This is a genomic window from Sinorhizobium sp. KGO-5 (genome assembly GCF_036245905.1).
Lineage (GTDB): Bacteria > Pseudomonadota > Alphaproteobacteria > Rhizobiales > Rhizobiaceae > Sinorhizobium > Sinorhizobium meliloti_A.
On sequence record NZ_BDIZ01000002.1, the window covers coordinates 559,100 to 583,026 of the forward strand.

At 59.5% G+C, this 23,927-nt stretch carries 18 protein-coding genes and 5 pseudogenes; 8 read left to right on the forward strand and 15 right to left on the reverse strand.

Annotation, left to right across the window (positions count from 1 at the left end):
* The first annotated feature begins 177 nt into the window (after positions 1-177).
* Both BHD07_RS11920 and BHD07_RS11925 read left to right on the forward strand, forming a co-directional pair.
* Positions 178-1,338: a hypothetical protein gene (locus BHD07_RS11920; RefSeq protein WP_338280296.1), complete on the forward strand. Its 1,161-nt coding sequence runs from the start codon at positions 178-180 to the stop codon at positions 1,336-1,338.
* Positions 1,335-1,940: a hypothetical protein gene (locus tag BHD07_RS11925; RefSeq protein WP_338280298.1), complete on the forward strand. Its 606-nt coding sequence runs from the start codon at positions 1,335-1,337 to the stop codon at positions 1,938-1,940. Before BHD07_RS11920 ends, BHD07_RS11925 begins: the two co-directional genes overlap by 4 nt.
* Positions 1,941-2,239: 299 nt before the next feature.
* Here the strand turns inward: BHD07_RS11925 and BHD07_RS11930 are convergent, their stop codons facing one another.
* Positions 2,240-4,171: a S8 family peptidase gene (locus BHD07_RS11930; RefSeq protein ID WP_338280300.1), complete on the reverse strand. Its 1,932-nt coding sequence runs from the start codon at positions 4,169-4,171 to the stop codon at positions 2,240-2,242.
* Between the two features lie 93 nt (positions 4,172-4,264).
* Between BHD07_RS11930 and BHD07_RS11935 the strand changes: the two genes are divergently transcribed.
* Positions 4,265-4,603: a hypothetical protein gene (locus tag BHD07_RS11935; RefSeq protein WP_338280302.1), complete on the forward strand. Its 339-nt coding sequence runs from the start codon at positions 4,265-4,267 to the stop codon at positions 4,601-4,603.
* On the opposite strand, the gene BHD07_RS11940 is transcribed toward BHD07_RS11935, so the two are convergent.
* The 4 genes and pseudogenes from BHD07_RS11940 to BHD07_RS11955 all read right to left on the reverse strand — a co-directional run.
* Entirely contained in the window at positions 4,587-5,669 is a 1,083-nt protein-coding gene (locus BHD07_RS11940; protein WP_338280304.1) for an AAA family ATPase, read from the reverse strand. The genes BHD07_RS11935 and BHD07_RS11940 overlap by 17 nt on opposite strands.
* Positions 5,670-6,443: 774 nt before the next feature.
* Positions 6,444-6,644: pseudogene (locus tag BHD07_RS11945) on the reverse strand (hypothetical protein); the annotation flags it as partial.
* Positions 6,563-6,952, reverse strand: a pseudogene (locus BHD07_RS11950) (TniQ family protein); the annotation flags it as partial. The pseudogenes BHD07_RS11945 and BHD07_RS11950, both read right to left, overlap by 82 nt.
* Positions 6,949-7,554: pseudogene (locus tag BHD07_RS11955) on the reverse strand (TniB family NTP-binding protein); the annotation flags it as partial. The pseudogenes BHD07_RS11950 and BHD07_RS11955, both read right to left, overlap by 4 nt.
* 116 nt (positions 7,555-7,670) lie before the next feature.
* Between BHD07_RS11955 and BHD07_RS11960 the strand changes: the two are divergent.
* The 5 genes from BHD07_RS11960 to BHD07_RS11980 all read left to right on the forward strand — a co-directional run bounded on the left by BHD07_RS11960 (position 7,671) and on the right by BHD07_RS11980 (position 16,213).
* On the forward strand, positions 7,671-10,694 hold the full coding sequence (locus BHD07_RS11960) for a type I restriction endonuclease subunit R (RefSeq protein WP_338280306.1): 3,024 nt from the start codon (positions 7,671-7,673) through the stop codon (positions 10,692-10,694).
* Entirely contained in the window at positions 10,684-11,940 is a 1,257-nt protein-coding gene (locus tag BHD07_RS11965) for a restriction endonuclease subunit S (RefSeq protein WP_338280308.1), read from the forward strand. Before BHD07_RS11960 ends, BHD07_RS11965 begins: the two co-directional genes overlap by 11 nt.
* Positions 11,937-13,166 (forward strand): AAA family ATPase, encoded by a 1,230-nt coding sequence (locus BHD07_RS11970; protein WP_338280309.1) that lies wholly within the window; start codon positions 11,937-11,939, stop codon positions 13,164-13,166. The genes BHD07_RS11965 and BHD07_RS11970 overlap by 4 nt, the downstream gene beginning before the upstream one ends.
* Positions 13,163-14,803, forward strand: coding sequence for a type I restriction-modification system subunit M (locus BHD07_RS11975; RefSeq protein ID WP_338280311.1), 1,641 nt, complete (start codon positions 13,163-13,165; stop codon positions 14,801-14,803). The genes BHD07_RS11970 and BHD07_RS11975 overlap by 4 nt, the downstream gene beginning before the upstream one ends.
* A gap of 486 nt (positions 14,804-15,289) precedes the next feature.
* Positions 15,290-16,213, forward strand: a complete 924-nt coding sequence (locus tag BHD07_RS11980; RefSeq protein WP_338280313.1) for a homocysteine S-methyltransferase family protein — start codon at positions 15,290-15,292, stop codon at positions 16,211-16,213.
* Between the two features lie 235 nt (positions 16,214-16,448).
* On the opposite strand, the pseudogene BHD07_RS31895 reads toward BHD07_RS11980, so the two are convergent.
* From BHD07_RS31895 to BHD07_RS12025, 10 genes and pseudogenes are all read right to left on the reverse strand, one after another.
* A pseudogene (locus tag BHD07_RS31895) lies at positions 16,449-16,577 on the reverse strand (hypothetical protein); the annotation flags it as partial.
* A 120-nt stretch (positions 16,578-16,697) separates the two neighbouring features.
* The gene (locus BHD07_RS11985; protein WP_338280315.1) at positions 16,698-16,994 is read right to left on the reverse strand and encodes a hypothetical protein; all 297 of its coding nucleotides are present in this window, start codon (positions 16,992-16,994) and stop codon (positions 16,698-16,700) included.
* On the reverse strand, positions 16,922-17,071 hold the full coding sequence (locus tag BHD07_RS11990) for a hypothetical protein (RefSeq protein ID WP_338280317.1): 150 nt from the start codon (positions 17,069-17,071) through the stop codon (positions 16,922-16,924). Before BHD07_RS11990 ends, BHD07_RS11985 begins: the two co-directional genes overlap by 73 nt.
* Positions 17,019-18,026: a biotin/lipoyl-binding protein gene (locus tag BHD07_RS11995; RefSeq protein ID WP_338280319.1), complete on the reverse strand. Its 1,008-nt coding sequence runs from the start codon at positions 18,024-18,026 to the stop codon at positions 17,019-17,021. The genes BHD07_RS11990 and BHD07_RS11995 overlap by 53 nt, the downstream gene beginning before the upstream one ends.
* A 58-nt stretch (positions 18,027-18,084) precedes the next feature.
* Positions 18,085-18,924: an ATP-binding cassette domain-containing protein gene (locus BHD07_RS12000; RefSeq protein WP_338280321.1), complete on the reverse strand. Its 840-nt coding sequence runs from the start codon at positions 18,922-18,924 to the stop codon at positions 18,085-18,087.
* A 98-nt stretch (positions 18,925-19,022) separates the two neighbouring features.
* Positions 19,023-19,464 (reverse strand): annotated as a pseudogene (locus tag BHD07_RS12005) (hybrid sensor histidine kinase/response regulator); the annotation flags it as partial.
* Positions 19,465-19,636: 172 nt separating this feature from the next.
* Positions 19,637-21,040 carry a CehA/McbA family metallohydrolase gene (locus BHD07_RS12010; RefSeq protein ID WP_338280323.1) on the reverse strand — a complete coding sequence of 468 codons (1,404 nt, stop codon included), beginning with the start codon at positions 21,038-21,040 and terminating at the stop codon, positions 19,637-19,639.
* 7 nt (positions 21,041-21,047) lie between these two features.
* A complete protein-coding gene (locus BHD07_RS12015) occupies positions 21,048-22,151 on the reverse strand; it encodes an ABC transporter ATP-binding protein (protein ID WP_338280325.1) in 1,104 nt (367 codons plus the stop codon).
* Positions 22,152-22,164: 13 nt separating this feature from the next.
* On the reverse strand, positions 22,165-22,995 hold the full coding sequence (locus BHD07_RS12020) for a carbohydrate ABC transporter permease (protein ID WP_338280925.1): 831 nt from the start codon (positions 22,993-22,995) through the stop codon (positions 22,165-22,167).
* Positions 22,995-23,903 (reverse strand): carbohydrate ABC transporter permease, encoded by a 909-nt coding sequence (locus tag BHD07_RS12025; protein WP_324764995.1) that lies wholly within the window; start codon positions 23,901-23,903, stop codon positions 22,995-22,997. Before BHD07_RS12025 ends, BHD07_RS12020 begins: the two co-directional genes overlap by 1 nt.
* Positions 23,904-23,927: the final 24 nt, after the last annotated feature.

Consider the following 23,927-nt stretch of genomic DNA (forward strand, 5'->3'; position numbering starts at 1 on the left):
GTCTGGACTGGTCTGCCTCGACAATCTCCTGGGAGATCGAGCGATTTCGGGCAGTCGAGCCAGAGCGCGAACGCATCATCGCAAAGGTCGGCGGGCTGCCCTGTCGAGGTGGCGGCCTTCGACGGGCCCTTGCGGCGGGGCTTCGACATTATCGGGCGTTACCGGACGGCGGAACGCATGCTCACAAGACGTCTGGGCCGTCTGATCGGAAAGCCCGGGCAGTCGAGCGCGCCGGTCGGCAAACTGCTGAACCAGCATGCGAACGCATGCGCCGCACTTGTTCTTGCGCTTGCGGACCTGAAGGAGGCGCGTCACGGCGTTCCGCTGGACAATAAAGCACTGGTCGAGGCGTTTCCGGGAGTGTTTCTTGGCGTGATAATCGAGAACCCCCAGGAACTCGCCGCGCGGCGCGGAGACCGGTCGGATACATTCTTCCGCCACCTCGCCGGGAATGGGTGGCTGCAGGCGCTGATCGAACATCTGCTCCCGGGACGAACGCTGACAGGCGATCTGACGGCAGTCATCAATCACGACGGCAGGGCAGCGCTCGTCTGCGCCTTGTCAGCACTCGGCGTGGCAGCACGCACCTTCGTTGCGGTAGGCGACGATGACGGATGGATTATCCTGCCGCCGCGGGCCTTCATCCGGCCCATGCAATGGGCACCGCTGGAGGCTAACGCATCAGGTCAGGGCGCGGGGTTCGCTGCTCGTCGAGACGCCACACGCCATCAGGTAAAGGAGCACTATGCAGAGCAAAATGACAGGCGACGGGGTATCGAACTGAAGCGCGCAGAGCCGGCGGTCTGGCGCATGCTGCTAAAACCTTCCTTCGATCGGTTCGCGGAGGACATCAAAGACGAACGGGGTGACTACATAGTCCTGCTGTCATCGACCTTTCAGTCGCTGGCAATGTCATCGGAGGTTCATGCTGCCGCCAAGCCGCTGCTCAAGTTTTTGAATGTTGCTATGGCTACTCGGGACCTGTCCCCCTATCGCGTATTGAGCAACAATCTCATATCCCAGGCCGAGGCGGCGGAGATGCGGGCGAAATACCTCGCCTTCAACGATGGAAAGACTTCTTCGCAAATCTCAAATTGGAAAAACCCCAACCGGGTCGATGTCGGCATCGTGCGACTGCGAAATAACATCTGCCATGGTAATGTCATGGACTTTGTAAATGTCGAACCGGGGCCGGATAGTGCGTTCTTTTCGCCCGAACTTCTGAGTCCCGTAACAGAGAGAGTCTTAGCCATTTGCGCAGACTGGTGCGAGGCATTGGGTCCATTTCGGAAGGCCCATGGCCTAAGTCATTTTGATCGAAAGCCAGCTTCAGAATGACAGTCCCGTTCTCACCCCGCGCATTTCTTCGAGACCGCCAGGCGCTGCTGGTTCACTTCTCAACCGTTATGGCCAGACGCCCCGAGCTGACCTTCCCCGAAGATCTTCGCCGGGCCGCGACATTGCAGAAGGTCCCGTTGGCGTTCTCAACAATCCAGAGAGGCGACACGAACCCCAATGGCAGTGGCCGCGGCGGGGCTGAGGGCAGCGTTGGTATGCTTGTGGATATTGGTCCAGGAACAATCATCAAGTCGGTTTCCCATCAAGATAGCGGCAGCAACGAACAGGGCTCGCTCGGGTTCGGACCGACTGAGGAAAACTGCGCCAGCAGCATCGACCAGCGCGTAACCAGCAATGAATGGCACGTTCAGGACTATCTGCCGGTAGGGCTGTTCATCCTGCCGCCGATTTTCGTGCGCAGGATGGTCGATATTGGAGGCGCGCTGACGCCAGTGCAGGTGCGCTTGCAAGTTCCCGAAACGGTTGAGCCTTTCCCCGGCGTTCGGGTATTCAGCGCCAATGCAGAGAAGTTTCTTGAGCTTGACCGCCCCTCGGGTGAATGGCGTGCTCTCAGCTATGACGAAATCATCCCACCACGCTGATGACGCCTCGTCCGGCGCGCCAGACACGATTCGAACTTTCGAACAAACTTCGTCTCGAAGCAAGCGCATGTCTGCCTTCCTGGGATCGGGCAGGGACACCTTAGACCGCGGGTCTGCGGTTCGACTTCGCTCGAGGCGCACATTGTTGGTTCGGCGTCCTTGCGGCGCCTTGATGGAGGGTAAGCTCTTTGGGCGGACGAGAAAATGAGAAACGAAAGAGAAAGAAGGACCGATCGCGCATCAGTCCTTCTGCCGCCGCTTTTCCTCTCCTCCATCATGCGCACGTACTTGGTTGCGGCTTAGACGGCGACCACGGCCGCTGCCGTGTTGTCGATGGCGACCTGTACCTCGGTGTAGAGCTCGGCCGGGACAGTGCCGGCGTCGATTTCGACGACCAGCGCAAAGCGCGCATTAAGGTTATGGGGATTGGGAATGCTCTTCGCTTTCCACCATCCGGTCACGGGATGGACTGCAATCAGATTGCGGCGTGCAAGGTCAGAGGCAGCACATGTCAGCTGATCGATTTGCAGCGATCCGACATCGCGCCGGTTCGGCCCAAACATCCAGCCATCCGGTTCCTCGATCGTTCCTTCATCTGTTTGCTCGGCAATCTTGCTGATCCGCTTAATAAAGGCGCCCGCCTTTTCGTTCGGCCTGTTCAACTTGAAGCGCAGATTGTGCGACGCATAGCGGTATTTGTTGCCGCGGGCCGGTTCTGACGGGTTTGGCAACATAAAGGTGCTGAGGCTGATACGCAGCTTGACCTCGGCAGCGCCGAGCCGGCGCAGCTCTTGGACCGGCCAAGGAAGCTCGAACAGCTTCAGCTCGTTATGGATGTGCTCGGCATTCTTCGTGGCGCTCTTCTTGTAGGGCTGGATCGCGTCCTCGACGATCAGCGTCAGAGAATTCGACGCGCTGCGCCGTGCCCGCTCCATATCCGGCACGCCATAGCCATAGCGTCTGAACAGGATCCCGAGATCCGTCTTTGATGGCTGCGCCGGAACATGGGCGAGCATCTGGCTAGTCCATCGGGCGGACGACACGAAAATCGCCCGAACTGTTTCCGGCCAGAGCTCTGGATAATCCGACCAAAGCGCGGTGATGTCGCGTGAGGCAAGCGCTGTTGCCGCACTGGTCTCACTGCAGGTGGTGAAAGCGCGCTGCGGATATTGGTGATCGGTCGTGAGCGGGGCAAGGGCCGGATGTTTCATCGGTGGTGGCGCGCCATGCATAAACCAGTTGCCACCCTCGTAGACGACGTCTGGCTTAATCGGCCAGTAGGATTGCCAGCTTGCGGTGCGCGATGATGGCGCCAGATCGCCCAAGGGAGCAACGCAAACGCCGGGCTCCCCCGGCGGCAGTATGACCTTCTGCGTATAAGCGCCGACGGTGATTGCATTCCATGCCTGCGCCGGCGATTCCAACTCATTATCCGGATGATCGGAGACAGCGAGATAATTGCCACCGGTGAAGGCGTTCTGATCGCTGTTTCCCGCCGAAACCAGAATGAGCCGCTGGCGTTTCTGTAATCCAGAAGCGCCTGACGCAAGTTGATCGATCTCGCTTGACCACGAGGTCGGCGCGCCGTCATGCGGCGTGTCGTCTTCCGTCGTGCTCGCCAGGCAGAAGGTCCGCCGCCTGGCCACGCTCGCTTCCGCAGCATCGATGCCCTCGCGCGTCACGGTTCCAAGTAAATGATGTGGATTGTGACCGGCATCCGGCATGATCTTCGCTGATTCCAACCGGTGACCGATCGTGATCGGCAAGGTCGTCTGCAAGGCTGTGCTAAGGTCGCCGAAGAGTGCCAGGCCAGCCAGCTGCGTTCCGTGGCCAACGGTATCGTTCACATCCCATGCCGGCTTGGCCGCATGCCTATCGGCTGCCGCCAATGCCGGCTGGATCAGGGGATGCGCCCGGCTGACGCCGCGATCGAGAAGCGTGATATAATTCGGATCTGCATTGGCGGCGTAGGTCGTCCGGCCCACCAGATCATCAACCCACTGGTGCTGCTCCTCGATCGGCATGGCATCGAAATCGTCCGCCGTGCGGGTCGGCGTCGCAAGCGCCCGGACGCCACCAAGGTTTCGGACGGCCGCCGCCAGCTCGACAGCGGTCGCAACCGCGATCACCACCAGATCTTCCGGGAATTTCAGTCTATCCGTCCCGACAGCAACACCATAATCCGCAGCGTTGGCTAGGAAGCCGGCCGCCTCCGCCTTGCCGAGCCACACTTCCCAAGCCTGTTTGTCGGGCCCGGTCGGAAACCTGCCGCCAGGACTGCGCCACAAGGCGCGAAGCCCCGCCTCAGAAATCGCACTAATGCTTTGCACCAGGTCGGCGTTCTTCGGCGGCTTGAAGCTTCCGTCCTGGTTGACCGGGAGATCGCCGCCAAAATCCTCGATCTTCTTGCGAAGCTTCTCAATCCCCTTTTCGGTCGCGAATACCGTCGCTTCCGCCGGCGCGCCGGGCTGCTTTTCGACCTTGAGAAGCGTCAGCCCGCTGGCGTTCAGGCTCTTAGTGACCATCACCTCATGCGGCCGGCCTTCGATCGCAAGATAGACGCCCGGAAGATTGTTCTCGGCAATATTTGGAAGGTGATCGAGAGCTGTCAGCAGTGCCTGTGCATGCGCCTCACGGTGGTTGACATCACTTGGATGTTTTGACGATCCGCCGGTTTTTGCTCCGAACGGGCGCGCTTTTCCGATTCCGCTCAGTATGAAGTGGCGCCGATCTCGAGCCATGCTTGTCTGTTCCTATGCCTTGCAGCGAACGCCTCCGCTCTAGCGATGCCACCACGGCTGAAGTCTCGACGGCGCCCGAGTCGAGAATGACAGCGCGGCGCGCCGCGTCTTCAGCAGCCGCGATCACGTCGGCCGTCGACAGACCGCTTGCATAACCAGCGATCTGACCCCAGTTGATCGCACTGACGTCGAAGCCGTGCAGCCGGCGGCGCATCGCCTTTTCGATCGCGTCCCCGTTCGGCAAATCGTAGGACAGGACCAGATCGAAGCGGCGCAAAACCGCGCGGTCGAGCAGTTCGGGAAGGTTTGTGGTCGCGATGATGATCGACGGACCAGTGTCCTCGTCTAGGAACTGCAGGAACGAGTTCAGGACGCGCCTTGCCTCGCCGATATCGTTCTCGTTGCCGCGGCTTGAGGCCAGCGCATCGATCTCGTCGAAGAGGTAGACGCCGCGCGTCGTCTTGATCGCGTCGAACACCATGCGAAGCTTCTGGGCCGTCTCGCCCATGAACTTCGTGATTAGCCCGTGTAGAAGAACGGTGAAGAGCGGATAGCGAAGTTCGGCAGAGAGAGCCGCGGCCGTCAAGGTCTTGCCGGTCCCGGGTGGGCCGGCAAGCAGCACCCGCCGCCGTGGCCGCAGGCCGCGCTCTTCGAGCTTTTCGGCATGATGGATTTCAACAACCAGATGCCGGAGCTCATCTTCAATGACCGGTGGAACAATCACATCCGCCATGCGAGCCGTCGGATAGCTGGCGCCGAGGAAACCTGACAGCTCGCCGCGCGGTGCGGCAAGCGGCGTCAGGTTGGGTCGCTTCTGCTCAGGCGCGCTGGCGCCGGCCTCGGCCCATTGGCGAAGCTGTTCGGCAAGACGGCTGTGGCCCTTCTGGGATTCGGCTGCAGCCAGCTGCATCGCAAGGTCGTAGAAACGATCCTTGTCGCCTTCAGCATGGCTCTTCACGAGCCCTATGATCTGTTGTGCCGATGCCATGGTCTAACTCTAAGCGTGTTGCCGGATTTAGAAAGCCCGGAACGATTATAAAGGAACTTTCTGAACAGATTTACCTGGATCCTGCCCGCCCCAGCTCGCCCGGTCCTTACGATCCGGAAGGAGCCACAGGCATAACGCTCCGCCCCGACAGTTGTTCGCAAGCTGATAGCAGCCGGGATCCGCCGACACCACCCGGTTGAGGGAGAAAGGGAAGAGGCGGAGAAGGGTGGGAAGGAACATGATCGCAGGGCGTTCAGGCCGGCGCCACTTGCGCGTAACCGCCGTTTTGTCTTACAGGGCTGTGAGCCGCGCTCGCCTATCATGGCAAGGATGCTCGACGTCGGTTGCGCCTCCCCGATCGCCCGGCGTTTGGGCGTATGTTTTCCAAGGACTGAAGAGGGAGTAGGAGTGGCTTTCCCGTCGTTCCGCGAACCGGGTAAGCCAAGCTAAGTAAAAGTCTCTTAGTTCAGATATTCGGCAGCTCCCATTGAGAAAATCAACATGTAGGGTTGACGGTTCGAATCCTTTCAACTGCCTCGACTTGCATTTTGCATCGGAGACTCGCCTTCAAATGGATGACGGCGTGTGCGCGTTCGAATCTGCTCACACCTTGGCGTCTGTTTCACCATAGCCGAGAGAGCAAAGCGGGCGCCCTTCAGAACGTGGCAACAAGGACGCAATGAAAACAATCTGATAGAGGCCTCTGTCGACGATGCGTTACATCATTGCCGTGGACTCAGGGGGTCTTTACCTCCCCTGACGTCGAACGCATCACTAAGCGGCGGCCTCCCAGACTTGGTACAGGATCTTGGCTGCAAGCGCGGCCTTGTCCTGGGGCAAGAAGCGGCCATAGTGGTTGGCGACCATTTCGGGGGTGTCCTGGATGGCGTAGCTCGCCTGCTCGTAGGAGCCCGTCTGTTTACGGATGTGCGTTGCGAGCACGTCACGGACATTGTGTGGCCCATGCGGCAGCAGGCTGAGCAGGACTGCAGCGGCCTGGCTGCAAGCAGGCGTCGTGACGATTGCGTTATACTCGAAAGGGTCATGCGGCGCACGGTCGCCGGTTCGGTGGAGAAAATGGCGGCGAGACGGATGACCTGATCACCGTTCAGACTGCGATTAGCCGCGTGCAACGATGACGCCTCGGGCAGACAATGCCGAAGCATAGCAAGGGGCGGGACCGCATAGAACTCGGCGTGTCGGCTGATCCACGACGTCAGGAGTTCGTCGGTGTGGGGAGCGAGTGTTACCGGCAAATTGCCGCGAGGATGTTCCGGCGTCATGCGAAGGCGGCTTCGGCATCAAACTCCGGCTCCCATTTCTCGATGGCGTCGTCGGTAATCTGCTCGCGTCCGCTTTCGATGGCCTCAATGGCGAGGGTGTTGATGATATGGAAGATGTTGGCAGTAATGCCCTCGGTGATCTGCAGCATCCGCCGCAGCGATTTCGCGCTGAGCACCGACGGCTGACGCAACGGCGTATTGCGCAGGATGGAGACCACCAGGGTCTCGAACTGTTCGTTTGCAGCCCAGCGGCCCAGCGTGAATTGCTCGAACCGGCGGGCCAGTTGCGCGTCGCCGCTGATTGCTTCACGCGCCTCGTTGACGCCGAAGCAGACAAGCGAGATCCGGAGACGGTTGCTTAGAAAACGAAGGGTGTTGAGGACGATGCGCTGCTCGCGATAGGTTCCGGCGAGAATGTTGTGCACCTCGTCGATTACCAGCACCTGCACTCCGATCGCTTCCATGATCCGCAAGGCCGCCTGCTCCATCTGAGCGATGTCTGCCCGCGGTCGCTGCGGTGCGCCGAGCAGGGTCAGCAGTTCTGCGTAGAACCGCCGTTCACCGGGCCGGCTGGTCATCTCCATGGCCAGCACCGGTGTCTTGAAATTGAAGATTACGCCAACTTCGGGCTCCCCTTTCTATAAGTGGACAGCTATACACTTCGAATTCTCAAAAAGGGCATGCACGCCTGAGTAGTCTGCGGAGTGACCATCTTAACATGCACACGATTGAAAGCGCCCTTGAAAAGTCGCTCGTCACCAAACTGCAGGATCTCAAATATGAACATCGTCCCGACATCCGGGACCGCGCTGCGCTAGAGCGTAACTTTCGTGAGAAGTTCGAAGCGCTGAACCGCGTTAAACTAACAGAAGCTGAATTCACCCGTCTCTTAGACGAGATCGTCACGCCCGACGTCTTCGCGGCATCCCGGATCCTGCGTGAGCGTAATAGCTTCACCCGCGATGATGGCACACCGCTCAACTTCACGCTCGTCAACATCCGGGACTGGTGCAAGAACAGTTTCGAAGTAGTCAATCAGCTCCGCATTAACACGGACAACAGCCATCATCGCTACGATGTCGTTCTGCTAATCAACGGTGTGCCGGTTACTCAAATTGAACTGAAGACCCTCGGCATTAGCCCTCGCCGGGCGATGGAGCAAATCGTCGAATACAAGAACGACCCCGGAAATGGCTATACCAAGACGATCTTGTGTTTTCTTCAGCTATTCATTGTCAGCAACCGGGATCGAACGTTCTATTTCGCGAACAACAATGCGCGCCACTTCACCTTCAATACCGAAGAGCGTTTTCTGCCGGTCTATGAGTTCGCTGATGTAGACAATAAGAAGATCGTCCATCTCGACAGCTTCGCCGAGACCTTCCTAGTCAAATGCACCCTTGGGCAGACGATCAGCCGCTACATGGTTCTGGTCGCAAGCGAGCAGAAGCTCCTGATGATGCGGCCTTATCAAGTCTACGCGGTGAAGGCGATCGTCGATTCTATCGCGCAGGATTGTGGCAATGGTTACATCTGGCACACCACAGGCAGCGGCAAGACGCTGACGTCTTTCAAGGCATCAACACTGTTGAAGGACAATCCTGACATTGAGAAGTGTCTCTTCGTAGTGGACCGAAAGGACCTCGATCGGCAGACGCGCGAGGAGTTCAACAGGTTTCAGGAAGGCTGCGTCGAGGAAAACACCAACACCGCCTCCCTCGTTCGACGTCTCCTTTCAGACGACTATGCCGACAAGGTCATCGTCTGCACGATTCAGAAACTCGGCCTCGCGCTGGACGAAAACAGCAAGCGCAACAAGCAACAGAAGAAGGACGGCAAGAAGAGCTTCAAGGAACAGCTTGAGCCGCTGCGCGACAAGCGCATTGCCTTCATCTTCGACGAATGCCACCGGTCGCAGTTCGGCGAGAATCACAAGGCCATCAAGGAGTTCTTCCCGCGCGCCCAGCTTTTTGGCTTCACCGGTACGCCTATTTTCGATCAGAATGCTGCCCAGCAGAAGATCGAAGACACCCAGGCCAGCATGAAGACGACGGAAGACCTCTTTCAGCTGCGACTTCACACCTACACGATTACCCATGCTATAGAGGACGGAAACGTCCTTCGGTTCCATGTCGACTATTTCAAGCCGCAGGGCAAAACCCTGCCCAAACCGGGCGAAGCGCTGGCCAAGCGGGCGGTCATCGAGGCGATCCTCTCCAAGCATGGCCAAGCCACAGGTCAACGCCGGTTCAACGCCTTGCTCGCAACCTCGTCGATCAATGACGCCATCGAGTATCACTCTCTGTTCAAGACTATGCAGGCAGAGAAGCTGGCCGCCGATCCTAGCTTCCAGCCGCTGAACATCGCCTGCGTCTTCTCCCCGCCCGCTGAGGGCGATCCTGATGTGAAGCAGATCCAGGAAGACCTGCCGCAGGAGAAGGAAGACAACGCGGTCGAGCCGGAGAAGAAGAAGGAGGCGCTGAAGGCCATCCTTGCCGACTACAACGCCCGCTACGGCACCAACCACAAGATTGGCGAGTTCGATCTGTATTATCAAGACGTGCAGAAGCGCATCAAAGACCAGCAATGGCCGGATGCTGATCTGCGCAAGGCCTATCCCAATCAACCGCACCACAAAATCGACATCACGATCGTGGTGGACATGCTGCTGACTGGCTTTGACTCCAAGTTCCTGAACACCCTCTACGTCGACAAGAACCTGAGGCATCACGGCCTGATCCAGGCCTTCTCACGCACCAACCGGGTGCTGAACGCGACCAAGCCATATGGCAACATCCTTGACTTCCGTCAGCAACAGGGCGCGGTTGATGCCGCCATAGCCCTCTTCTCGGGCGAGGCTACCGCCGAAAAGGCCCGCGAAATCTGGCTTGTCGACAAGGCCCCCGTAGTCATCCAGAAACTGGAAACCGCAGTCCAGAAGCTCGACGCCTTCATGAAGTCGCAGGGCCTTGAATGCGCCCCCGAAGCGGTGCCGAACCTCAAGGGCGATGCGGCCCGTGCAGCGTTTATCGAACATTTCAAGGAGGTTCAGCGGCTTAAGACCCAGCTCGACCAGTACACCGACCTGACCGAAGAGAACCGCAACACCATTGAGCAGGTCCTGCCGCGCGACAACCTCCTTGGCTACCGCGGCGCCTATCTGGAAACGGCCCAGCGCCTTCGTGCCCAGCAGGGCAAGGGCGCGGACAAGCCGATGCAGGAAGCGGACCAGCTGGATTTCGAGTTCGTTCTCTTTGCCTCGGCCGTCATCGACTATGACTACATCATGGGTCTGATCGCCCGCTATTCGGAAGCAACGCCCGGCAAGCAGAAGATGAGCCGCGAGGAGCTGATCGGCGTGATCCAGTCCGATGCTAAGTTCATGGACGAGCGTGAGGACATCGCGGCCTATATTCACACCCTCAAGGCAGGCGAAGGCTTAAGCGAAAAAGCCATCCGCGAGGGCTACAAGCGGTTCAAGGCGGAAAAGAACGCGGCGGAACTGGCGGGCATTGCGGGCAAGCAGGGGCTGGCCACCGAGGCGCTGCGAGGATTTGTCGACACCATCCTGCAACGCATGATCTTTGACGGCGAGGCATTGACCGATCTGATGGAACCCCTTGGCCTGAACTGGAAGGCGCGGCGCGTGAAGGAACTGGACCTGATGGCCGACCTATTGCCGCTGCTGATCAAGCGGGCCGGTGGGCGCGAGATTTCGGGGCTGAGCGCTTATGAGCAGTAAGGGAAAACCATCAGCCGAGATGGGCGGTGGGGCTACGCTGGTGCCGAAGCTGCGGTTTCCAGAGTTTATCGGTCACCCAATTCAGGATCTGCACCTGGCGGACGCTACGGTCGAAAGCACAGAACGAAATGGCTCAGGTCAGGCCCCATCGCAAATTATGGGGGTGTCCAAGGTCGAAGGCATCGTACCCATGGAGGAACGCATCGTCGCGGCTGACACGGCACGTTACAAATTCGTTCGGAAAGACTGGTTCGCCTACAATCCGATGCGGCTTAACATCGGCTCAATCGCTCGTTGGCAAGGTAACAACGACATTCTGGTCAGCCCGGACTATGTCGTATTCAAATGCAAGGGCGCAGGCCATCACAGGCTCGACCCCGCCTATCTCGATCACTTTCGGCGCTCCGACGCCTGGGAGGAGTTTGTCTCGGAGAAGGGCGATGGAAGCGTCCGCGTGCGGATCTATTACAAGGACCTTGCGCGTCTTCAACTGGCGCTGCCTTCTTTGCCCGAGCAACAAAAGATTGCCGACTGTCTGGACTCTGTGGACGCGCTGATTGCCTCGCAAGGGCGGAAGGTGGAGGCGCTGGGGGCCCACAAGAAGGGCCTGATGCAGCAGCTTTTCCCCCAGGAAGGCGAAGGTCAACCCCGCCTCCGCTTCCCCGAGTTTGAGGGAGCGGGGGAGTGGGAGGAGAAGCCTTTCTCTGCGATTGTTGACCTCATTTCGGGACTGCATTTGTCGCCGGATGAATACAGCGAGAGCGGCGAAGTTCCATACTTTTCAGGCCCATCGGACTTCACGGATGAATTGTCTGGCGCAAGTAAGTGGACCGCTTCAACAACCAGTGCAGCCAGAAGTGGCGACACTCTCATCACCGTTAAGGGCAGCGGAGTGGGAGAAGTTTGGTTTTCCAATTTGCCCGCAATAGCGCTTGGCAGACAGCTAATGGCAGTACGACCGAAGGAAGGTCAAATCCGCCGTTTTGTTTTTCAATTTCTGCTTACGAAGAAACGGCGCTTCAAAGTCTTGGGGGCGGGCAATCTAATTCCAGGCTTATCACGCCCTGATATTCTCGAACTAAAGGCTTTCTTTCCGAGGGGCCCAGAACAACAGCGCATCGCCGACTGCCTCACCTCCCTCGACGACCTCATCACCACCGAGACCCGAAAGCTCGACACGCTCAAGACCCACAAGAAGGGCCTAATGCAACAGCTTTTCCCACAAGTTGGGGAGGCTGGCGCATGAGCACCTACAAGAACCTGAAAAGCCTGGTGGCCCGACTTCGTGACGATCTGAATAATCCCACAGGGCCAGCCTCTCTGTTATTAATCTACGCTTACAACCGCACCGGTAAGACCCGCTTGTCGATGGAGTTCAAGGACTCGGGGAAGCGCAAGAACAAGAAGAACCCGACCGGAACACCCGACACGCTTTATTTCAACGCATTCACTGAGGACCTGTTCGTCTGGGAGAACGACCTTGAAGGCGACAGCTTACGCCGCCTGCAACTGAACGAGAAGTCATCCTTCTTCAATGCGATGACGGAACTCGCGCTTGACGAGACGATTGCCCGCTATCTTTCACGCTATGCCGATTTCGATTTCGACTTCACCTACAAGGAAGTTCAGCAGGGCAAGGATACAGTCTCCAAGCCCGATTTCGTGAGCTTTCGAAAGGGCAATCAGACCAACATCAAGGTGTCACGGGGCGAACAAAACATCTTCATCTGGTGCATCTTCATGGCCATCTGCGAACGGATGCTGGATGGGCATGAATCCTATCGGGGGAAGAAGTACCTTTATATAGACGACCCGATCTCGTCGTTGGATGACAACAACGCGATTTCGGTGGCCTGCGACCTGGCCAAACTCCTCCGCCGGGCCGCCACGCGAAAGAATGCCACCGGTGCGTCCACCCCGATCAAGGTGATCTTCTCTTCCCACCATGCGCTGTTCTTCAACGTCATGTGCAACGAAGTCGGCAGAAAGATTGATGACGCGCCTTCGGTCGACCATCGGCGCTATTTCCTTCACCGGCCGAGCGGCGACGGCACCTACACGCTTCAGGCGACGGAAGACACGCCCTTCTTCCACCATGTGGCGACGCTCGCCGAATTGCAGCGTGCGGCTGATCCGAAGAAGGGGAACCTCTACACCTTCCACTTCAACGCGCTGCGCAGTGTCATGGAGAAGACGGCATCTTTCTTCGGGCACCCGAGCATAGCCTTCTGCCTGAAGGCGCTGGACAACGACGATGATAGGGCGCTGTTCAATCGCGCGCTGAACCTTTTGAGCCACGGCGCCTATGCCATCCACGAGCCCACGGAGATGGGCGAGGACAACAAACAATTGTTCCGCCGCATCCTGCGCGAATTCATCACGCGGTTTGAGTTCGCTCTACCAGGAATGTTTCCGGTCCAGGCCACAGCACCGGCGCCTGCGCCCGCCCCCGAGGAAGTATCTATAAAATGAACGACCAAACCCAAAAACAACTGGGCAAGACGCTCTGGAACATCGCCGATACGCTCCGCGGGGCGATGAACGCGGACGATTTCCGCGACTACATGCTGTCGTTCCTCTTCCTACGCTACCTCTCGGACAATTACGAGATGGCCGCGAAGAAGGAGCTTGGGCGTGACTACCCCGATCCCAATGCGATCGGCAATGGCGGGCGCTCACCCCTATCTGTTTGGTACGCGCAGAACCCCGATGATGTCGTGGCTTTCGAACAGCAGATGCGCCTCAAGGCGCACTACGTCATCAAGCCGGAACACCTCTGGACCAGCATTGCCTATATGGCGCGCACACAGAACGACGAACTGCTGAATACCCTCCAGGCCGGCTTCAAATACATTGAGAACGAGTCGTTTCAGAGTACGTTCGGAGGCCTTTTCTCGGAAATCAATCTTGGCTCGGAAAAGCTCGGCCGGACATATGCGGACCGCAACGCCAAACTCTGCACTATCATCACCGAGATTGCCAAAGGGCTCGTCGACTTCTCGTCCGACGTGGATGCGCTGGGAGACGCCTACGAATTTCTGATCGGCCAATTTGCCGCCGGCTCCGGAAAGAAGGCAGGCGAGTTTTATACCCCGCAGCAGGTTTCAGACATCCTTTCCGCGATCGTGACGCTCGACAGCCAGGAGCCTGCAACCGGAAAGAAGGAGCGGCTCGCCAGCGTGCTCGATTTTGCCTGCGGCTCCGGCTCGCTGCTGTTGAACGTGCGCAAGCGCATGGGGCCGCACGGCATCGGCAAAATCTACGGGCAGGAAAAGAACATAACCACCTACAACCTCGCCCGAATGAACATGCTGTTGCATGGCGTGAAGGACACGGAATTCGAGATCTACCACGGCGACACGCTGACCAATGACTGGGACATCCTGCGCGAGTTGAATCCCGCCAAGAAGCCGTCCTTCGATGCGATCGTGGCCAACCCGCCCTTCAGCTTGCGCTGGGAACCGACTGAGGCGATGGGCGATGATGTGCGGTTCAAGAACCACGGACTGGCGCCCAAATCGGCCGCCGACTTTGCCTTCCTGCTGCACGGGTTCCACTACCTGAAGGATGAGGGTGTGATGGCCATCATTCTCCCCCACGGGGTACTGTTCAGAGGCGGGGCGGAAGAGCGCATCCGAACCAAATTGCTGAAGGATGGCCACATCGACACGGTCATCGGCCTGCCCGCGAACCTGTTCTATTCGACTGGTATCCCGGTCTGCATCCTTGTGCTGAAGAAGTGTAAGAAGTTCGATGACGTGCTTTTCATCAACGCTGCCGAGCATTTCTTGAAAGACAAGCGCCAGAACAAGTTGGGAGATGGCAAGAATGGAACGCCGGATCATATCGGCAAGATCGTCTCGACCTACCAATTTCGCACGGAAGAGGACCGCTACTCCAAGCGTGTGAGCATGGAGCGAATCGCGGAGGAAGGTTACAATCTGAACATCTCCCGCTACATCAGCACAACCCTGGGAGAGGAAGAAATCGATCTGTCGGTCACGCAGAGGGAGTTGGTCGAGATCGAGAAGCAGGTTCGCGATGCAACGGCGAAACACAACACTTTTCTAAACGAGCTTGGTCTACCTCTTTTACCAGCGGTCAATTAGTGACGGTGGTCTTTTAGCTCGATGGTGGGCAGGCCCCGCGGTTGAGTGTCTCGAAAAGATGTCGGCGGCTGACGCCCAGCCGGCGCATGACAGGACGGTTCGGTGTTTGCGGCTGCAAACAGTTTCCGGATTGCAGTCGGACTGAGCGAGGTCCAGTGCGGTCAGCGCCTCACTGCGAAGAAGACGCTAAGTCCAGTTGCGCCTTGAACGAAGCGCTCGTTCATTTGATGTTCCCGCTTTGTGCGTTCAGGATCGCATAATGTATCGAGTGGGACGGGAAGCTATGGCCGGTAGCTAATCCGTTTTTACCTGCACGTGATCGTGATCTGTATCCATTGGGAGAAGTCCGTCTGACAGGATTTCTGCGTCGGTGATAAGTCCAGGGCCCGGCCGTCGGGACTGTGGAGTGCGCCGGCTGCGCCTCGCTACCAAGTTTCGACCGCGCCGCCGGAATTTGCTACAGTGGGTTCTTTGGGGGAGGATATCATGGGTATACTTGATCGGCTGTTTTCGTCGCCAGACCCATTCATCAGCGACGGGGGCATGGAAACAGACCTGATCTTCCACGAAGGCGCCGAAATGCCGCTGTTCGCCTCCTTCGTCCTGCTCGACAGCCCAGAGGGGCGCGAGATGCTGCGGTGTTACGCGCTTTCGTATTTCGACTTGGCCCAGGTCGCGGGGCGCGGCTTTGTGATGGGCACGCCGACCTGGCGCGCCAATGGCGGCTGGGGGCCGAAGCTCGAGCTCGACGAGGCAGGGATCCGGGACGTCAACCGGCGCGCCGTCGCCTTCGCCCGCGACCTGCGGAGCGCCCATCCCTGGCGTGACCATATCCTGATTGAGGGGGTGCTCGGGCCGGCAGGCGATGGCTATGCACCCGAGCAGCTTCTGACCCCGACCGAAGCGGCCCGCCTGCACAGCGCCCAGCTGGAGACCTTTGCCGAGGAGGGTGTGGACATCGCGTCGGCCTTCACCATCACCCATCCGGGCGAGGCCATCGGCATGGTCAACCGGGCGCGCGATCTTGGCCTTCCTTTCGCACTCTCATTCACGGTCGAGACCGACGGGCGGTTGCCGACCGGGCAGGACCTCGATTCCGCTCTCAGCGAGGTCGAAGCCGCGACTGGCGGCTACGTTCGCTATTACGGGATCAACTGCGCCCATCCCGAGCATTTCGGGGAAAAGCTGCCATCGCGCTGGCTCAACCGGATTGGCATGATCCGCCCAAACGCCTCACGCCGAAGCCATGCCGAACTGGACGAAGCCACCGAGCTCGATGACGGTGACCCGCAGGAGTTCGGCGCGCTCTACGCTGAAATGGCAGATCGGCTCCCCGGACTGCGCGTCGTCGGGGGATGTTGCGGCTCGGACATGCGGCACATCAAGGCTCTGATCGCGGCGGGCGTCTGAGCGCCGGGTCGGCTGGGCTTCAAGAGTAGTTGCGGCCAACAACGACGACACCGGTGTCGTGGCTGATGTTCCAGGTGCCGCCGTGGGCCGCGTATGAGGATCGGCAGCGACTTCAATCCAATACCGCCTCGTCTACAGAGCTCATAGAGGATGACAGCTTCGACGGCACGATGTCGAAAACGAACGCTCTGCATTGGCGGGACTAACAAAGTTTGAGCAGGAGCAGTTCAATGCGCTAACGATCAAACTTCTCGCAAGCATAAAGGACCTGCCAAAACGGTGACCGTAGCCCGCGACGTGCAAACGGCCGGAAACCCTGTGCCGCGAGGCTGTCGAACTCACGCTGGTATCCAGCCGCGTCAAAGCCGGGGTCAGTTCCGGGAGAGTGTCAAATCCTACGCTAAAGACATGAAGCATGGTGCCCTTCATAAACTCTCTGGGCTTGAGAGGCCTATTTAACGAGTAATTTCGATACCATCCCTATTCACCGCTCCCCGAAGCTGCCTTGAACGGCTTTCACCACCGGCTCGAAGAAATAGCTGATCAGCCGCCGTTCTCCGGTGACCACATCGATCGTCGCGGTCATACCTGGCACGAATTTCAGCTCCCGCTCGGGCGCGTGGATACTGGCTTGGTCAAGCTTCAACCGCACAGCATAAACCCATTTCCCGCTAACCGCATCGTCGCGGGCATCAGCGCCGACACTCGTCACGCGGCCGCGCACAATACCGAAGCGTTCTGCTGGAAAGGCGTCGAACTTGACGAAGACTCTCTGGCCCACCTCTCCAGGAAGCCGACGTCCCGATTATCGAAAAAGGCTTCGACCTCGATGTCTTCGCTGGATGGAGCGATGGACATTAGCGTGGATCCTGCCTCGACAAAGCCTCCAACGGTGAACACCGACAGCCTCGACACGGCCACTGACGGGAGCTTTGAGCGACAGGCTCCGCAAGTGATTATCGGCAGCCTTTAGTTCCGCTTCCAAACTCTGCAGCGTGATCTGGGCCTCGTTCAACTGCTCTCTGTAGGTGGAATGCGTTGTTGATATCAGGCTCGTGCGCTGCTTTGACAGAACCGCGGCCTCGGCGACCAATTCGTCGAGTTCGCTCGCCGCGATCGTCGCATCGCCCTCAAGCGCCTTCAGCTCTCGCAGTCGGGCCAAATACTCGAATTCGCTGATCGTCCCGCGGTTGCGCAGCGCTTCCGCAGCTCCAAATTTCAACGCGACGATCTCCCGATCGGCACGGATTTTTTCGAGCCGTGCCGACTGCGCGGCCTGGCTTTCTTTGATGCGGTCGATTTGCGCCTCGACCTGCGCGATTTGATCGCGAAGAGCCGACAGGATGGAGATCACCAAGGCTTCGGCGTCGGCATGGTGGCCATCGCCAATAGCGGTGCGGCGAAACATGGCCCTTCCAGCCTCCACAAAGCCATTGCTTGCGGGATCAGCTTCAGCAAGCGGCGTATTTATTGCCCTGGCGACAGCCGCGTCTTGGCGTTGGCGCTCGATGTTTGCCTTGATACGCTTGATCTCGCTCTCGGCTGTCGCCGCGTCGAGCGTCATCAAGAGATCGCCGGCCCGGACGAATTGTCCCTCCGATACGAGAATTTTGACGATCTTGCCGTCTGCCAATGGCTGCACGACTTGAACTCGACCGAAAGGGATGATCTTCCCTTGGCCGCGCGCGACGATTTCGACCCTGGCTACGATGCTGCCGACGACGATCGCCAGAAACAGGGTGATCACCAGCCAAGACGTCACGCTGATGGTTGGCGACAACGGCCGATCGATCTCGTCGATATCGGTGCTCATGGCGTCGCAAGCTCCGGCGGGGCATCATCTCGCTCAGCCGCATTCAGCTTGATGACCCTCACATTCTTACCGAGCAGGTCCGAATCACGACCAGCGTCTTGTCCTCGGCAAGGCGCTTCAACGTCTCTACGACACGCGCTGTCGCCTGCACGTCGAGCGCGCTTGTTGGTTCGTCTAAGACGAGGGCGCGCGGCTTGGTCAAGAGCGCCCGTGCCAAGGCGATGCGCTGCCGCTGGCCACCGGAGAGGTAACCGCCGCGCTCGCCGACTTCAGTGTGGATGCCTTGCGGCAGTCGCGCGATGATACAATCACTGGCGCTGTAGACCAGCGCCCTCTCGATTTCCTCTTCAGTTGCGGCCGGTTTCACAAGCAATAGGTTGTCAAGGATTGACCCGGAAAATAGCGCCGGCTCCTGCGGTAGGTAGGCGATCGCCCGCCGAACGCTGTGAGGATCGTGATCCGCCAGACTACGGCCATTTGCCTCAACATGTCCCTTGTCCGGCGCGTAGAGACCGCATATCAGCTTCGCCAAGGTGGACTTTCCGCATCCTGATTCGCCAATGATCAGCGTCGGTACACGGGAACCGATGTCGATGCTCATATCACGAATAATCGTCTGATCCGGGCTGTATCCGAACGAGATGTTTCTCAGGCTCAGTGTCAGGAAGTCATTAATGCGCAGAGGCGGTTTGGCACGCTCGCTTTCGGCCGGAGTGTTGAGAAAGTCGCCGAGGCGCAACCGGGCAATCTTCAACCCCTGCCACTGCTCCCAGATCGTCGACAGCGACATGATCGGCCCCGCAACTTTGTCAGCCAGAAGGTGGAAAGCGACCAACTCGCCCAGAGTGATCTCGTTGCGGAATACCAATTGCGATCCGAGAAAGATGATCAGGATCACCGGAGCGTTCCCGAGTATCTGGCCGACAAAGCTATTGATGATGTCGAGTTTGGCGACGCGGAACGATGCAGTGAGGCTCGCGCTCAGCGTTTCGTGAAGGGGATGCCGAGCGCCAGTTCGAGCGCGCCCGACATGATCGAGGCCTCGATCGCGAAGAGGATGAAGGTGACGCTGGCATAAATCAGCGAGGTCACCGTGGAGCCGATATAGCCGAAACTGGCGCCGCGGGTGAGCAGATCGATATCGACGCCGTGGCGGATCGCCTAGCGGCTGATCGGCAGCCCCACGGTAAGGATCATCAGGCTGGCGACGACAATCGCAACGATCGCATTGGTGGTGCCATAGGACATGGTGATGGCGCCGCCGATCGCTTCCAGCGCCAGAAAGGAGATCGCGCCAATGGCGGTCTGGGAAATGCGTTCGGAAGAGAAGCGCCGGGCGCTCTTGGCGGTGAAGCGCAGCGCATAGTCTTCAAGCGTCTGGTTGGCGACCCAACGATTGTATCCCCCGGACGGGAATGATGCGCTGGCGTGCCGCCATGGGGGTCCTAACGTGCTGTCGCGGGAGTCTCTGCCTTTTTTCTTCGCACGGAATTTTTCTGCTTAAAACTGGTGCAATCGTAAAATGTGTCGGTAAGGCGGAAAATATGAGCGTGCCGAAATCGGACGCCCCATACTTCGAGAATGAGATCAGTTGCGGAGTGCAGCGGCCGTTAATTGGGCCGGCAATAGATCGGATTGCTGATGGCCCGGCGGATCGTCTGTTTCGAGAGATCGTGCTCCGAGAGCACCCAGGGCAAATTTTTGCCGTGAAGGGCCTCCCGGGATGTCTCGACGATCGCGCTCCGGTTGGCGGCCGCGGCGATTTCGGTCCGCAGGAACCGATCGGGCGAACCGGCAAAGTGGGCGGTCCAGTCGTCAGCTTCGATGGTCTCTTCACCGACGATGCCGGAGGCGTCGAACCACAGCAGCCGGTCGCCCTTAGCGCCGCGAACCAACGCCTCGGCCACAACGTGGCCGCTGACGCTCGATCCCATCGGTTCGCCGTTGGCGGTGAGTTCCAGATGCGGTCCCGTTGGGCTTTCCGTCACATACCCGCGACCGGATTTCATGGCGTCGAGCACGGCTTCTTCGGAAAGCTCTTCCATGTAGAGCACGGTCGTTGGCCGCGCGAGCACCAGCGGTCCCTCGGGCATCAGCCGCGCCGGCTGGTGGAAATCGCTGCCGCCGATGGCGGAGATCTTCAGGCCTGAGGCGAGGCGCTGCTGGTAGCGCTCGAGCGACACCCAGTTCCAAGCGAGCCAATGGGATTGCCAGACCTCCATGCAGTCGATCTTAGGCAGTTCGTAGTCCCAGGGGATGGTCGGCTTGTCGTGGTTGACCGAGAGCAGGCCGCCGCGCTCATGCACCATGCTTGCGAGTGTGTGGGCATGTTCCGGCTTCGTCATGCGAAAATCGACCCAATCGTCGACGCCGAAGACATTGGCGTGGCCGACGGCGGTGGTGATTTCCATGGCGCGGATGAAGATGAGGTCGGCGGAGGAATGCGGATGGAAGTAGCGCCGCTGGGTGATGGTGTTGTGGTCGGCGACCGCAAGGAAATCGAGACCCGCCTGCTTGGCGGCGGCGTGCAGCAGTTCGGGCGAGCCAGCCGCATCCGAGTGGAAGGTGTGGCAGTGCAGATCGCCGCGATACCATCCGGACTGTTTGCGTACGGGGAACGTTCTTTCCGGCGGCGGCACGATGGGGCGCGGGCTTCTGTCGAAATCGATCGTCACGCGAACCTCGGCGCCTTCTTCGGGGATCTTGTAGAGGCCGAGCATCACCTTCCACTGGCCGGGCGGCATCTCGCCGTGAATGTAGCCGGGCGTGGCGTCGTCGGTGGCGATGAAGAAACGGTCACGCGCGCCACCGCTCCAGCCGCGAAAACCTTGGCCGGTCGGATACTCGGTCGCCCGCGGATCAAGCGCGCCGAGATCGATGATGCATGCCTCTGACTTCGGATAGCTGAGCGTCGCGTCGATGCGCGTTACACCTTCGGGCACCTCGAAGGGCAGATAGAAATACGGATCGGCCGCCTGATGCTTACGGGTGATGCGCACGGCAAATTCCTGCATGGCGGCCTCAGCGTTCGTCTGCCGCGGGAATGCGGGCGCCGCTGTCGTCGAAGAGGGTGATGTGCCTGGCGTCGAAGACGAGATGGACCGAGGTTCCGACCTTGATCTCGTCGTCGGTGAAGATGCGCGCGGTGACGCGACCGTTGTCGCCGCGCTCCAACGTGACGAGGCTCTCCGGCCCCATGTTCTCGTTGGCGAAGAGTTCGCCGGAAACCACGTTCAGGTCGCCTGCGGCCGCGATACGCAAATGTTCGGGGCGGACACCGAGTGTCATCCTGCCTGATTTCGCCGCCTTGGAGATGGCGTCGGTGAGCGCGATCGGTGCGAGCTTCAGGCCATCGGCGCGCAGATGCAGGGCGCCTTCGCCGATCGATGTCTCGACGGGGACGAGGTTCATCGGCGGGTTGCCGACGAAATTGGCGACGAAGGTCGTTGCCGGCCGGCGGTAGATTTCGATCGGCGGCGCTAACTGCACGATCCGGCCCTTGTCCATGACGGCGATGCGGGTTGCGAGCGCCATGGCTTCGGCCTGATCGTGCGTGACATAGACGGCGGTCATGCCCATGTCGCGCTGCAGATGATTGAGGAAGCCGCGCGCTTCGAGCCGCAGCTTGGCATCGAGGTTCGAAAGCGGCTCGTCGAAAAGATAGACCTCGCTCGGATAGACGAGCGCACGTGCGAGCGACGTGCGCTGCTGCTGGCCGCCGGAGATCTGGCTCGGCAGCCGCTTCATCAGGTCGCCGATCTTGAGGACGTCGGCCACTTCCTTGGCGCGGGCGTGGCGCTTGGTCTCCTGCTCGCCGCGCACCTTCAAGGGATAGGCGATGTTGTCGGCGATGTTCATGTGCGGGTAGAGCGCATAGTCCTGAAAGACCATGGAGATGCCGCGGTCCTTCGGATGCAGGTAGGTGACGTCGCGGCCGCCGATCATCACCCGGCCAGAGGTTGGCGTTTCGAGACCTGCGATCATGCGCAAGCTCGTCGTCTTGCCGCAGCCCGACGGGCCGAGCAGGCAGATGAACTCGCCGTCGGCGATCTGGAAGCTGATGTCGGGCACGGCGACGAAGGCGCCGAAGGTCTTGGAGATGTTCTGGAATTCGACAGAGGCCATGACGGGTTTCCGATTACGACTTTATGCCACCGAAGAACCGGAAACCGAATTTCCAATTCACGAAGAGGTAGAGGGCGATGACGGGGAGCGAATAGATCAGCGAATAGGCGGCCAGCAGCGTGACGATCGGCGTGCCGGCTTCCGAGTAGAAGGAGTAGATGGCGACGGATGCCGGCATCAGCTTGTCGCTGCGCAACAGGATGAAGGGGATGAGGAAGCTGCCCCAGATGTTGACGAAGGCCCAGACGACAACCACGACGATGCCCGGCCGGATAACCGGCAGCGCCACATCGAAGAACGCCTGGAGCGGCGAGGCGCCGGCGACCATCGCGCTCTCTTCATAGGAGCGCGGGATGGCGTCGATGAAATCGCGAAGAATGAACATCGCTGTCGGCAACAGCCCGCCGGCAAAGACGAGAATGACGGCAAGATGGGTGTCGATAAGGCCCGCTGCCGAGATGATCAGGAAAATCGGCACCATCGCCGCCGAGCCTGAAACGACCGACGAGAAGAGCAGCAGGATATAGGTGACTGCGCCCTTGCCCGGGATCGGCGAGCGCGAGAGGGCATAGGCCGCAAGCGTCGCCGCCGCGCCGACCAGCACCACGCCGCCCGCCGCCTGGATGAGGCTGTTCAGCAGCGCCTGCATCGCGAAGGTGTTCTGGAAGACGGTGGCAAAATTCGAAAGCGTGAAGGGTGAGGGGATGGCAAGGCCGAGTTCGGCACGGGCATTGAAGGGCGCAAAGATGAACCAGACGAGCGGCAGTGCGAAGATCGTACCGAGGAAGGTGGCGGCGGCGGCAAAGATCGCGCGCCGCACGAAGATGTTCTGAAACTTCTGCATCATTCCGCCTCCACCGGCTTCTTGTGGGCAAGGCGAAGGTAGACGAGCGCGAAGGCGAGATTGATCAGCATGATGACCACGCCGACGGCAGCGCCCTTGCCGAACTCGAAATCCTTGAACGCGATGCGGTAGGTGTAGATCGACAGGATCTCGGTGCGATAGGACGGCCCGCCATGGGTGAGCAGGAACGGCGTGAAGACGTTGAAGGTCCACATGGTGATGAGGATCAGGTCGGTGACGACATGACCGCGGATCAAAGGCAGCGAGATATCGCGCAGCTTCTGCCAAGACGTGGCGCCGGCGACGTCGGCGGCTTGAAAATAGCTCGGGGGGATCGACTGGAAGGCCGAGTTGAAGAGCATCATAGAAAAGGCGGCGCCCCGCCAGGTGTTGAAGAACACGATCACCCAGAACGGTTGCTGCAGCAGCCAGTCGCCCGGAGGCAGGCCGAGGCCGCGCAGGATCATGTTGAGGGTGCCGTTGTCATAGTCGAGGAAGGCGAACCAGGCAAAGCCGATCACCACCTCCGGCAGGATCCAGGCGGCGATCACCGCGGTCTGCAGGAAGGATTTGAGCGTCGGCGTGACCGTCTGGCTGAGCCAGGCGAGCAGCAGCCCGAGCAACGCCTGGCCGATCAGCGCCGAGAGCAGCACGAACTGGATCGTCAGGATCAGCGAAAACCCGAACTGGCCGCGGGTAAAGAAGGTCGCCGGATTGAAGAGCGCGAAATAGTTCTGCAGGCCGACGAAATCGGGGTCGACGGCCGTGCGGCCGAGCAGTGTGCGGTTGGTGAAGGAAACGAAAATCACCCAGAAGAAGGGAACGATGACGAAGACCCCGACGAGGGCCGTGGCCGGTGCCAGAAAAAGCGCGCCGGCGCGCGTCGAAAGCAGGGAGAATTTCTTCATGCGCGTTTCATGCCCATATCCTGG

Coding starts and splice junctions, on each gene's coding strand:
- BHD07_RS11920 (WP_338280296.1), top strand. CDS start 178: ATGCTCACAAGACGTCTGGGCCGTCTGATCGGAAAGCCCGGGCAGTCG.
- BHD07_RS11925 (WP_338280298.1), top strand. CDS start 1,335: ATGACAGTCCCGTTCTCACCCCGCGCATTTCTTCGAGACCGCCAGGCG.
- BHD07_RS11940 (WP_338280304.1), bottom strand. CDS start 5,669: ATGGCATCGGCACAACAGATCATAGGGCTCGTGAAGAGCCATGCTGAA.
- BHD07_RS11960 (WP_338280306.1), top strand. CDS start 7,671: ATGCACACGATTGAAAGCGCCCTTGAAAAGTCGCTCGTCACCAAACTG.
- BHD07_RS11965 (WP_338280308.1), top strand. CDS start 10,684: ATGAGCAGTAAGGGAAAACCATCAGCCGAGATGGGCGGTGGGGCTACG.
- BHD07_RS11970 (WP_338280309.1), top strand. CDS start 11,937: ATGAGCACCTACAAGAACCTGAAAAGCCTGGTGGCCCGACTTCGTGAC.
- BHD07_RS11975 (WP_338280311.1), top strand. CDS start 13,163: ATGAACGACCAAACCCAAAAACAACTGGGCAAGACGCTCTGGAACATC.
- BHD07_RS11980 (WP_338280313.1), top strand. CDS start 15,290: ATGGGTATACTTGATCGGCTGTTTTCGTCGCCAGACCCATTCATCAGC.
- BHD07_RS11990 (WP_338280317.1), bottom strand. CDS start 17,071: ATGTCCATCGCTCCATCCAGCGAAGACATCGAGGTCGAAGCCTTTTTC.
- BHD07_RS11995 (WP_338280319.1), bottom strand. CDS start 18,026: ATGAGCACCGATATCGACGAGATCGATCGGCCGTTGTCGCCAACCATC.
- BHD07_RS12010 (WP_338280323.1), bottom strand. CDS start 21,040: ATGCAGGAATTTGCCGTGCGCATCACCCGTAAGCATCAGGCGGCCGAT.
- BHD07_RS12015 (WP_338280325.1), bottom strand. CDS start 22,151: ATGGCCTCTGTCGAATTCCAGAACATCTCCAAGACCTTCGGCGCCTTC.
- BHD07_RS12020 (WP_338280925.1), bottom strand. CDS start 22,995: ATGCAGAAGTTTCAGAACATCTTCGTGCGGCGCGCGATCTTTGCCGCC.
- BHD07_RS12025 (WP_324764995.1), bottom strand. CDS start 23,903: ATGAAGAAATTCTCCCTGCTTTCGACGCGCGCCGGCGCGCTTTTTCTG.